Source organism: Rhizobacter sp. Root1221 (assembly GCF_001425785.1).
Lineage (GTDB): Bacteria > Pseudomonadota > Gammaproteobacteria > Burkholderiales > Burkholderiaceae_C > Rhizobacter.
The window spans coordinates 169,285-180,028 of record NZ_LMDI01000004.1; the positions used below are offsets into that span (position 1 = coordinate 169,285).

11 protein-coding genes and 2 pseudogenes are annotated in these 10,744 nt (G+C 69.0%); 7 read left to right on the forward strand and 6 right to left on the reverse strand.

Features of this window, described 5'->3' with window-relative positions; translation table 11 throughout:
• Positions 1–86: 86 nt before the first annotated feature.
• The 4 genes from ASC87_RS04630 to ASC87_RS04645 form a co-directional block, all read right to left on the reverse strand.
• Positions 87–1,412 (reverse strand): FAD-binding oxidoreductase, encoded by a 1,326-nt coding sequence (locus tag ASC87_RS04630; protein WP_056657415.1) that lies wholly within the window; start codon positions 1,410–1,412, stop codon positions 87–89.
• A gap of 20 nt (positions 1,413–1,432) precedes the next feature.
• Positions 1,433–2,149, reverse strand: a complete 717-nt coding sequence (locus tag ASC87_RS04635; protein WP_056657418.1) for a cupin domain-containing protein — start codon at positions 2,147–2,149, stop codon at positions 1,433–1,435.
• Between the two features lie 143 nt (positions 2,150–2,292).
• On the reverse strand, positions 2,293–3,432 hold the full coding sequence (locus tag ASC87_RS04640) for an alpha-D-ribose 1-methylphosphonate 5-triphosphate diphosphatase (RefSeq protein WP_056657420.1): 1,140 nt from the start codon (positions 3,430–3,432) through the stop codon (positions 2,293–2,295).
• Between the two features lie 32 nt (positions 3,433–3,464).
• Complete coding sequence (locus tag ASC87_RS04645) at positions 3,465–3,929, reverse strand: GNAT family N-acetyltransferase (protein ID WP_056657423.1); 465 nt, start codon at positions 3,927–3,929, stop codon at positions 3,465–3,467.
• Positions 3,930–4,072: 143 nt separating this feature from the next.
• Here ASC87_RS04645 and phnF point away from each other — a divergent pair, with 143 nt between their 5' ends.
• From phnF to ASC87_RS04675, 7 genes are all read left to right on the forward strand, one after another.
• On the forward strand, positions 4,073–4,840 hold the full coding sequence (phnF, locus tag ASC87_RS04650) for a phosphonate metabolism transcriptional regulator PhnF (RefSeq protein ID WP_200954307.1): 768 nt from the start codon (positions 4,073–4,075) through the stop codon (positions 4,838–4,840).
• Complete coding sequence (locus ASC87_RS04655) at positions 4,837–5,496, forward strand: DUF1045 domain-containing protein (protein ID WP_056657431.1); 660 nt, start codon at positions 4,837–4,839, stop codon at positions 5,494–5,496. Before phnF ends, ASC87_RS04655 begins: the two co-directional genes overlap by 4 nt.
• Entirely contained in the window at positions 5,493–5,624 is a 132-nt protein-coding gene (locus ASC87_RS33495) for a hypothetical protein (protein WP_255358892.1), read from the forward strand. The genes ASC87_RS04655 and ASC87_RS33495 overlap by 4 nt, the downstream gene beginning before the upstream one ends.
• Before the next feature lie 157 nt (positions 5,625–5,781).
• Complete coding sequence (locus tag ASC87_RS33680) at positions 5,782–6,096, forward strand: lytic transglycosylase domain-containing protein (RefSeq protein ID WP_056657434.1); 315 nt, start codon at positions 5,782–5,784, stop codon at positions 6,094–6,096.
• A gap of 12 nt (positions 6,097–6,108) precedes the next feature.
• Positions 6,109–8,028: a hypothetical protein gene (locus ASC87_RS04665; protein ID WP_157603844.1), complete on the forward strand. Its 1,920-nt coding sequence runs from the start codon at positions 6,109–6,111 to the stop codon at positions 8,026–8,028.
• 82 nt (positions 8,029–8,110) lie between these two features.
• Positions 8,111–8,920, forward strand: coding sequence for a hypothetical protein (locus tag ASC87_RS04670; RefSeq protein WP_056657441.1), 810 nt, complete (start codon positions 8,111–8,113; stop codon positions 8,918–8,920).
• Between the two features lie 42 nt (positions 8,921–8,962).
• Positions 8,963–9,328: a 5-carboxymethyl-2-hydroxymuconate Delta-isomerase gene (locus tag ASC87_RS04675; protein ID WP_056657442.1), complete on the forward strand. Its 366-nt coding sequence runs from the start codon at positions 8,963–8,965 to the stop codon at positions 9,326–9,328.
• Positions 9,329–9,606: 278 nt separating this feature from the next.
• On the opposite strand, the pseudogene ASC87_RS33035 reads toward ASC87_RS04675, so the two are convergent.
• Positions 9,607–9,853, reverse strand: a pseudogene (locus ASC87_RS33035) (integrase core domain-containing protein); the annotation flags it as partial.
• Positions 9,854–9,881: 28 nt separating this feature from the next.
• Positions 9,882–10,724: pseudogene (locus tag ASC87_RS04680) on the reverse strand (IS481 family transposase); the annotation flags it as partial.
• Positions 10,725–10,744: the final 20 nt, after the last annotated feature.

Genomic DNA, 10,744 nt, shown 5'->3' on the forward strand with positions numbered 1-10,744 from the left:
GATACCAGAGGTATCGCTGCGGTTTGCGCCTTGCCACGAAGGCAAATCCGCTGGCCCATAAGTACCGCATAGCGTGAAACACTGCACTAGAAATCAGCGACCTTGCCCCATGCCGAACCGCTGAACCGCGCCGGCCGGTACGGCACGGGATCAACGATCGGCTCGGCACCGGTCACAAGGTCCGCGATGAGGTGGCCGGCGCCTGGGCCGATGCCAAAGCCGTGTCCGGAGAAGCCCGCGGCCAGGATGAATCCCGGTACGGCCGGCACTTCGCCGATGCCGGGTACACCGTCCGGCGTGCTGTCGACAAAGCCGGCCCAGGCGTCCGTGACCTTGGCTTCGCGAAGTTGGGGCAGCAGTTCGACGGCGCGGCGGAGGGTCTCCCTGACCGTCCGCAGATCAGGCTTTGGATCGAGGATGCGCACCCGCTCCATGGGCGTCGGCGCATCGAGCCGCCACCGCGCCAGCGTTTCATGGCCGCCACGAATGCCTTCGAGACCTCCCGGAAGAAGGCTGCGCCAGCGCTTGGCGAACATCGGCACGAATTGCGGGGCGAATCGCATGAACTGTGGCGTCACGTCCACGCGCGCGCGGCCGCTGATGGCCAGTGCGTAGCGCCCGTCGTTGCGGCGCGTGGCGGACACGCCCGCGGTAAACAGGGCATCCGGCAGGCGGTGTTCCAGAGGGGATACGCTCAGGATGGATTGGCGGATCGATGCCTGGGGAAAACGGATGCCCAGCTGCCGGCAGAACGAGGAAGCCCAGGCGCCTCCTGCGAGCACCGCCGTCCTGGTCTTGATGACCCCGGCTTCCGTGATGACGCCGCTGACCCGTCCGCCCTCCACCTCGATGCCGCGGGCCGCGCAGTTCTGGTGGACGCTGCCACCGAGCTTCATGAGCGCCGCCGCCACGGCGGGCGCTGCCTTGCCAGGATCGGCAGTGCCATCGGTGGGCGAGAACACCCCGCCTTTCCAGGCGCGGCCGGTCGCATGCCCCCGCTGGGCGGCCTCCCGGCTGCTCAGCATGTGGGTCGCCACGCCGGCGGTCTTGGCAAAGTCGCGCCAGCTGGCCCAGCGGGCCAGTTCGGCCTCGTCGTTGCTGAGGTACAGCAGCCCGCAGCGGTGGAAGCCCGTGTCTTCACCGCTTTCAACGGCAAAGCGTTCCCAGAGATCAAGGCTCTTGCTCGCCAACGGCAGTTCGCGAGCGTCCCGGTTCTGCTGGCGGCACCAGCCCCAGTTGCGGCTCGACTGCTCGGCACCGATGCTTCCCTTTTCAACCAGGGCAACCGCAACGCCGCGCTTGGCCAGGTAGTAGGCGGTGAAGACACCGATGATGCCTCCGCCGATCACGACGACGTCAGCCGAGGCCGGTGGTGTGGGTGAAGTACGGATGCGGTGCAGCGGAGGGGACATGATGGATCTCGCTCGTCGACTCAAGCCTGGACGCTTTGGACCACGTAGAACTTCGCCACGCGATCGCTGCTTTCCCATCCGACCGGTGCGCCCTGGGGCACGAAAAGCGCGTCTCCGGTGCCCACCGACAGCACGCTGCCATCAGGGGCTGCGAACCGCACGCTGCCGGCCAGGAGATGCATGAACTCGTTCACGCGATGCGGGCGGACAATCCGGTGGTACGGGGTCGAATCCCAGGTGCCAGCGAGGTACTGCGTGGCCTCGTCGGTGAATGCGTTGTCGCTGCGGCATTGCGGGGCCGGGCACAGCAGCGTCTCCGCCGGTGGCGGGGCAGAGGGCTTGAAGTCGGCGTCGGCGCGCAGGGGCACGAGGCCGGGCCTGGGGCGCTCGCAAGCCGTCGCGCAGAACGAAAACCGAACGGGTTCTGCGGCGTGGATGCGAAGCGCGGTACCGCATCCGATGACCGCGCCCGCTTGTGGACCGAGCACCAGCGGTGCCGATCCGGGCGCGGTCAGGGTCAGCTCTCCTTCCACCACGACAATGGTTTCGATGTGAGGAAAGCTCGGGACGTCGAGCTCACCGACGAAGCTGGTTCGGCCCGCGATCATCGAGCCCGGTCCTTCCCACGCCATCTCGCGATGTTGTGCAAAGGGATCGTCCTTGCCGAACGCCGCCTTTCTGAAGGAGGTTGAAACGGGTGCGCCGTCGGCGCGATGCAGCACTATTGCCACGGTCATGATTGCTCCTGGTGGATGTCCAGGAGCGTAAGCTGCGGGCCCCTCGCACCGGTGCTGTAATGACGGTCCTGCACAAAGCAGGCTGCCGTTGTGCGATTCGCTACGGCAGATCCTGCTGCTGGCCCAAGGGCCGCACACCACCGTCACGCCACCCGCAGCCCACCCCTGAACACTTCCCGCACCGCCGGCAACCCCGCTACCTCCACCACCCGCACCAGGTCCGCCTGCAGGCCCACGGCGATCTCGCCCCGGTCGTCCAGCCCGCAGGCCATGGCCGGTGTCCGGCTCACGGCCCGCACCGACTCGGGCAGCGAGAACCCGGCGTCTCGCTGCAGTGTCCACGCCGCCTGCAGCAGGCTCGACGGCACGTAGTCGGACGACAGGGCATCGAGCACCCCTGCCTTCGCGAGGTCGATGGCCGAGACGTTGCCCGAGTGCGAGCCGCCCCGCACCACGTTCGGCGCGCCCGCCACGGTGCACAGCCCGAGGCTGCGTGCGTGCCGGGCGGCTTCCATCGTGGTGGGGAACTCGCTCATCGATGCGCCCAGCGCATGGGCCTCCTCGACGTGGGCGAGGGTGGTGTCGTCGTGTGTGGCGAGCGCCACGTCATGTTCGCGCGCGAACGCGGTGAACCACGCGCGGTTGGGCACGGCGTGCTTCGCCTGCCGTTCGGGCGCCGCCCGCACCTCCTCGTCGAAGCGGGCATCGGTCCAGCCCTTCTTGCCGGTGTAGTAGATGCGGGCGTGTTCCACGTCGGTCCACTGGCGCTGGCCCGGGGTGTGGTCCATCAGCGAGATCAGGCGCAGCCGGCGGTGGCGGGCGAACGGCGCGAAGAGCGCCTGCGTGTTGTCGGCGGGCAGCTCGCAGCGCACGTGGATCAGGTGATCCGCGCGCAGGGCGCCGGCGTGCTCGAGCCGGTCCAGCACCTCGAGCAGCGCGCTCTGGTCGCGCGAGCGGAAGCCGTCGCCGTACGGGTCGCCCACGCCGATGGCGTCGAGCACGGTGGTGACGCCGGCGGCGGCCACCTCGGCGTCGTGCGACTGCACGGCCGACTGCATCGGGAAGTACACCCGCGGGCGCGGCATCACGTGGCGTTCGAGGTTGTCGGTGTGTACCTCGACGAGGCCGGGCAGCAGCAGGTCGCCGTGCAGGTCGATGGCACCCGGTGCCGCGGTGGTGCCGTGGCCGATCTCGGCGATGCGGCCGTCGCGGACCACCACGTGGCCGCGCACGACCTCGGTGCCGAGCACCAGGCGCGCGTTGTTCAGGAGCAGGTCGTTCATTCGTCGTGGCTCGCGCTGATGCTGCGGTTCATTCATCGCGGGCCTCCGAGCGGCACGACGAAGCTGAAGCCATGGCGCTGGAAACCGAGGCTGTCGTAGAACGCGTGCGCGGCCTCGCGCCGCTCGTTCGATGACAGCGCCAGCTTGTAGCAGCCCGCGGCGGCGGCCCGGTCCATCGCCTCGTGCACGAGGCGGCGGCCGATGCCCTGGCCCTGGGCCGACGGGTGCACGGCCACATCCTCCACCAGCGCAGACGGTGCGCCGCGGTGCGCGAGCAGCGGCAGCACGAACAGCGTCAACGTGCCGAGCGGGCGGCCGTCGGCAGCCTCGGCGAACAGCACGTGGGCACCGGCCTTGCGCTGCGCGGTCCAGTGGGCCACGGCCGCGTCGCGGTCGTTGTCGCCGGGGTGGTCGAGGCCGGCCGCTTCGTACAGCATCAGCAGGGCGGGCACGTCGCGCGCGGTGGCGTCGCGCAAGGTCACGTCGGAAGGGCTCATGGCGTGGTTCCTTCGGTCGATTGCCGCTCGCGGCAGGGGTCGGTGTCGGCGCAGGTTGTCACGGCATCGACGGTCATTTGATGTGTCGTCTAGATGACTTTAGCATGGGCAGCATCAACGTTCTCGATGACAATTTCGTGATCATGCTCCGACACCCCGCCCCCCCTTCCCAGGAAAGCCCGGCGCCCGAGGCCCCCCGCGGCCGTCTTTGGGAAACCATCGCGAATGCGCTTCGGGACGACATCGTGGCCGGTCGCATCGCACCCGGCGAACGCCTGCCGAACGAGACCACGCTGGCGCAGCGGTTCGACGTCAACCGCCACACGCTGCGCCAGGCGGCGCAGGCGCTGGTGCACGAGGGCCACCTGCGGGTGAAACACGGCAGCGGCACCTATGTGCGCGAGCTGGTGCTCGACTACGCGCTGCAACGCCGCACGCGCATGAGCGAGAACGTGGCGCAGGCGGGCGAACGCGCGAAGCGCGAGCTGCTCGGCCACGCGCGGCAGCGGGCGGGCGAGTGGGCAGGGCCGCTGAAAATGTCGGCCACGGGCGACGTGGTGATCCTGTACACCCGCGCATCCATCCGCGGCCGGCCGGTGGGCATCAGCACGTCCGCGTACCCGTGCCCGCGGCTCGAAGGCATGGCGGAGGCGTTTGCGGCGGGCCGTGGCATCACCGCCGCGCTGAAGCAGCTGGGCGTGGCCGACTACGTGCGCGTGCGCAGCACCATCTCCACGCGGCTGCCCAGCGCGGCCGAGGCCGATGCGCTGGCGCGGCCCGTGACGCAGCCCGTGCTGGTCGTGCAATACGTCAACGCCGACCTGGCGGGGGTGCCAGTGGAAGCCGCCACCACCTTGTTCGCCGCCGATGCCGTGCAACTGACGGTCGAGGCCGGTGAGGCGCTGTCGTGACGGCGCGCCATGCGGTGTACTGGGTGCCGGCCGCCCACCACCCGCTGTGGGCCGCGGGCAACGTGTGGCTCGGGCGCGACCCGTCGTCGCCGGCCACGCCCTCGCGGCCGCACCGGGCGTCCCCGTGGCGCTACGGGTTCCATGCCACGGTGAAGGCGCCCATGGTGCTGGCGGGTGGCGAGGCGGCGTTCGAGGCCGAGCTGGCCGCCATCGCGCGTGCGCACTACGCCGTGCCACTGCCCGCTTTCGAGGTGACGTGGTTGCGCGATTTCATGGCGTTGTGCCCGGCCGCGCCGCTGCCCGGGCCCTTCGTGGCACTCGCTGCGGCGTGCGTGGCGCGGCTCGACGTGTTCCGGGCTCCGCCCGATGCCGCCGAGCGCACACGCCGCATCGCGGGTCTCGACGAAGCCCAGGTGCAGCGGGTCGATCGCTGGGGGTACCCCCATGTGTTCGACCATTGGCAGATGCACTTGACCTTGAGCGACACGGCGGTACACCCCGCATGGGGCCCGGCGCTGACGGCCGAGGCGTGCGCGCATTTCGCCGCGGCGCTGTCGGTGCCCGTGGGGGCCGGTGAACTGACCTGGTTCACCGAACCCGCACGGGGGGCGCCGTTCCGGCTCGTGCGCCGCTTCCCCGTCGGCGGCGCAGCATGACGATGGTGTTGCCGAACAGCCAAGTCGTGATGGACGATGGGACGTGGCGCTTGAAGCTGCTCGCGGGCGTGGCCGCCGCAGTCCTGGGCGTCGCCCTCCTGATCGCATTCGGAGCAACCGCATGCTGAACGGGGGAGTAAGCTCAAACCCGTTTTTTCTCCGATGAAGGGGCGGTGACGCAACATGCCGGGCTTCGCGTCCCGGCACCGCCCTTCGCCCCCGGCCGCATCGCCGCAGCGGCCGGCAGCCAGAATGGCGCTACCTCTTTTCAGCCAGGAGACCTCCGTGCCCCTCGCCCAGGCCGCCCTCGGCAACCAAGGCAACCTCTTCGCCGCCACGCAGACCCTGCAGGGCACGACCTTGGCACAGATCGACTGCTTCCACCACCACGTGGCACTGGTCAATGACTTGGCCACCGGCGCGCGCTACGGCGTGGAATCGCCGCGCGACCTGGATGCGATGTTCGACGGCAGCGTCGAGCTGACGCTCGCGGCCCATGGCGCCGGCGAAGGCGCGGTCAAGCGCCACGGCAACCGCATCCCGCCGTTCCGCGAGACTCAGGGGTACGTGCGCGGGGTCCTGCGGCTGTACGGCGGGTAGGACGCGGCGCCGATGCTGCCGCGCATCTCCGGTACGCCGGGCTCACCGGCTCTCGCTGCGGCCCCGGCCAGCCCGCGGCGGGCCGAGACCTCGCCGGGCCGGCCAAGCCTGCCGGGCGCGTGGCCCTCGGCGCTGCATCCCCGCCCCCCGCAGCCCGATGCCGCTTCGTCGTCGTTGGCGCCGCGTGCCACGCTGCCGCAACACCCTCCCTCCCCGACGCCCTCGAAGGACGATGCCGCCCGGTTGCTTCCCCGCCTGCCGGGTGAGCCGAGGATCGGCCATGCCCACCGGCTGCGCGAAAGGTGGCCGCAGCTTCCGCTGACCGATATCTCGGACATCTCCGGCGTGACGGTGTCCTATCTCCGGAAGGACTCGGCTTTGGGCGTCTCTGAGAGCAACCCCAGGGTCGACGCGGCCCTCGGTGAAGTTCCCGACCACGTGCTCGCGATGCGGCAGCACCTGCGCGGCCCCAAGGAAAACGGGCAGCACTATGCGCGCCGGCTGCGAGAGGCCTTTCCCGATGCCCGACTGGAAGACATCGCGCTAGCTGCGGAAGTCCTCGTCAGCAACCTGAGAAAGGATCCCGCCTTCGCGGAGATACCGCCCGAGTTGCTCGCGATCCGGCAGAGCCACCCGAAGGGCCCGCGGGAGAACAAGCACGACTACGGCGACAGGCTGGCCCAGATACTGCCCCATCTCAGCGTCAAGGAGCTGTCGCTGATCTCTGGCGCGACCGTGCAGAAGCTCGCACTGCGGCTCAAGCGCCCGGCTCCTCCTGCCGTGAAGCGATCGGAAACCTCGCGCAGCGTCCGGCTGCGCGTCGACCCGGGCTTGAACGACATGGAGCGGCTGCTCGCGGCGAAGCACTGGATGGTCTCCGGCGCGATGGCCAGGATGCGCGGCACGGGCATGTCACTCAGCGACGCCGCGCAGCAGGCCGGCCTGAGTGCCGAAGCGCTGGGCCGCGTGTCGGACGGACAAGGTCGGCTGCACCCGCCCTTGGTCCTGGCGCCGCTGTTGCAGTCGGCCCCGGCGGACACCAGGCTCGCGATGCTGGTCGACTACCTGCGCAAGGCGGAGGCCGGGCCCGCTTGGCCCGCGGCTCCGGCAGCAGCGGCCAGGACGGCGGCGGCATCGGCGCCCTCATCCTCTTCGCGGCCAGGGGCCTCGGCCCCCCGGGAGAACCGCCTGCCCTGGAGAACCGAACTGCAGGTGCCGGCCACGGCATCTTCATCTGCGCCTGCGGCCCACCCGTCCGAGGCCGTGCGCGACACCGGGCTGCGCCTCGAGCCGGACTTGAACGACATGGCGCAGTTGCTCGCTGCGAAGCACTGGATGGTCGCGGGCACGATGGCTCGGATGCGCAGCACCGGTATGCCGTTGAAGGACGCCGCGCGCCAGGCCGGCATGAGCGCCGAAGCCCTGGGCAAGGTATCGGACGACCGGGGCTGGCTGCATTCGTCCTCCGTACTGGCGCCGCTGCTCCAGGCCGCAGGGGCGGATGCTGGACTCGAAGCCCTGATCGACTACCTGCACAAGGCCGAGGCGCCGCCCGCTGCGGCCGAGACGCCGAGCGAAGGATTCGCGGCCGAACTGGAGGCCGCGTTGCAGACGCCGGCCGCGACGCCGACAGCCGCCGCGACGTCGCCCGCCCCGCAGCTGCAGGCATGGGGCCTGCGCAGGCACCGCACGCCCAGGCCGGCACCGGACCGATATGAAGGGCCGGATGAGGCATTGAGGATGCTGGACGACCTGCCGGCCGAACTGGAAGCACCGGTCCTGGCGGCTTCACCGGACGATCCCATGTGGATCGGGCTCGGAGATCCGGGTTCGCCGCAGCCAGGGGACCTCGACAACCTGTTCGACCCGCCTGCCGAATTTTTCGCCCATGCACGGCCGCCGCGCAACCCTGCCGGCGGCGGAGGGCAATGACCACCCGACAGCAGCAGGCTGGTGATGGCGGGCCTGCCGGTAAAATGCGTCCCCTTGCTTCATCCGTGCCTGCCCCGTCTCCATGAACATCGTCGTCAACGAATCCCTGAAAGCCTACATCGACCCGTTGACCCCGGATGAACACGATGCCCTCGAACGCAGCCTGCTCTCCGAAGGCTGCCGCGACGCCCTCGTGCTGTGGGGCGACATGCTGGTGGACGGCCACAACCGCTACGGCATCTGCCAGAAGCACGGCCTGCCGTTCCAGACGGTGCAGAACACCCGCTTCCAGTCCATCGACGACGTGCACCTGTGGATGATCGACCAGCACCTGGGCCGCCGCAGCGTCTCGGATTTCCAGCGCGGTGTGCTGGCGCTGCGCAAGAAGGACATCCTGTCCGAGCGCACCCGCACGCCCGCGCCGCCGGCCCCTGAAGCCGACGCGGCCGCCGCACCGGCGCCGGCGGCGTCGTCGTCGGGGGTGTCCTTCCTGCCGCCGCCGCCAGCGCTCACGAGCCGCGAGGCCATCGCGAAGGCCGCGCGCCTGAGCAGCAGCCAGGTGGTGATGATCGAGAAGATCCAGAAGCAGGCCGCACCCGAGGTGGTGGAAGCCGTGCGCGCCGGCACCATCTCCATCAACGCTGCAGCGGCCGTGGCCAGCCTGCCGGCCGAGGAACAGGTGGCCGCGGCCGCCGCCGGCAAGGACGAATTGAAGCAGGCCGCCAAGCGTGTGCGCGAGGCCGCGAAGCGCAAGCCGCGCGAAGACAGCGCCGAAGGCGGTGGTGACGAACCCGTCTCCATCGAGGCGCTGCAGCAGCGCGTGGCCGAGCTCACCGCGGAGAACGAGGCGCTGCGGCGCCAGGTGGCCGAACTCCAGGCCCGCGCGGCCTGAGCGGCCGAGCGTCTTTCCAACCCATCACCTGACGGTGCATCAATGCCTTTCCTGACCCTTGACTACTCCGCCAACCTCGATGCCGTGGACGTGCCCGGCCTGCTGCTGCGCCTGAACCAGGCGCTGGTCGACAGCGGCCAGACGAAAGAGGTGGACATCAAGAGCCGTGCCATCCGCTTCGACACCTTCCAGGTGGGCACCAGCACCACCGGCGCGCGTGCGTTCGCCCACGTGAAGGTTTCGCTGCTGAGCGGCCGCACGCCCGAGATCAAGAAGGACATCGCCGACCGGCTGTTGGCCGTGCTGAAGGCCGAGGCGGGTTGGCCGGCCGCCATGCTGGTGCAGATGGCGGTGCAACTGGACGACATCGACCGCGCGGCGTTCGTGTCGTTCCGCCTGGGCGACTGAACCCGGGATCCTAGTGCAGTGTTTCACGCTATGCGGTGCTTATGGGCCAGCGGATTTGCCTTCGTGGCAAGGCGCAAACCGGAGCGATACCTCTGGTATCGCGAGGATTTGCAACGCGGCCACGGAGGCAAAGGCGCGGATCCATAAGTGCCGCATAGCGTGAAACACTGCACCTAGGTGTGAAGAGTCAAGAGGTTCTTTCGTGAAGTCGAGAGACGGCTCATTGGCGACTTGAGATTGATGCCGTGGTGCTGGCGGTGCCAGTTGTAGAAGTGGTNTGTGAAGAGTCAAGAGGTTCTTTCGTGAAGTCGAGAGACGGCTCATTGGCGACTTGAGATTGATGCCGTGGTGCTGGCGGTGCCAGTTGTAGAAGTGGTTCCAGGCCGGCAGCGCTTCGCGCCGCTGGTCTGAGTGCTCGTAAGCCCGACCGTAGGCCCACTCCCGCAGTGCCGATTGGATGAAGCGCTCAGCCTTCCCGTTCTCGTAAGTCCAGAACTGCCTGTCGTGCGAACACTGGACGCGCAGCGTTCGAGGATGAAGGCGCCCAGGCCGNGGCCGGCAGCGCTTCGCGCCGCTGGTCTGAGTGCTCGTAAGCCCGACCGTAGGCCCACTCCCGCAGTGCCGATTGGATGAAGCGCTCAGCCTTCCCGTTGGTTTGCGGTCTGTAGGCTYGGGTGAACTTCTGCTGGATGCCCAACTCCAGGCAAGCCTCGCCGAAGACCGCGGATCTGAAGGCCGGCCCGTTGTCGGTGATGAGCCGTTCGATGGGGACTCGCAGCCCTGCAAAGTAGTCTGCTGCGCAGCGCAGGAAGGCCGTGGCGCTCTCTTTGCGCTCGTCCGGGTACATCTGGGTGAATGCGATACGGCTGTGGTCATCGATGGCCACGAAGAGGTATTCCCAGCCGATGCTGCGAGCGCGTTGGCGTCGGTCCCCGGTGATCCGGTGACCCACCTGGTCGAAACGACCAAGCTTCTTGATGTCGATGTGCAGCAGCTCGCCAGGGGCTTCCCTCTCGTAGCGCTGGACCGGCTCTTGGGGCCTCAGATCGCTGAGCTTGGACAGGCCTGCCCGACGCAGCACTCGACTGACGGTGGCCTTGGACACGCCCATGTAGGTCGCGATGTGGGACTGCAGGAAGAGCTTGCGGCGCAACTCCACGATGGTCAGGGCCACTGCGGGGTCGATGCTGCGTGGCGTCCTCGCCGGCCGGGATGACTTGTCCAGCAGAGCTTCGGCGCCGTCGGCAAGGAAACGAGCCAGCCATTTGCGAGCGGTGACGGCGCTGACGCCGTGCGCGGCAGCGGCATCTGTCGGGCACAAGCCACGCAAAGTCATGTCTTGAACCATCTCCAGGCGGCGAAGGTACGTCAATCGGGCATTCTTATGGGTGTTCATCCGGGATCCGGGCTATGAGT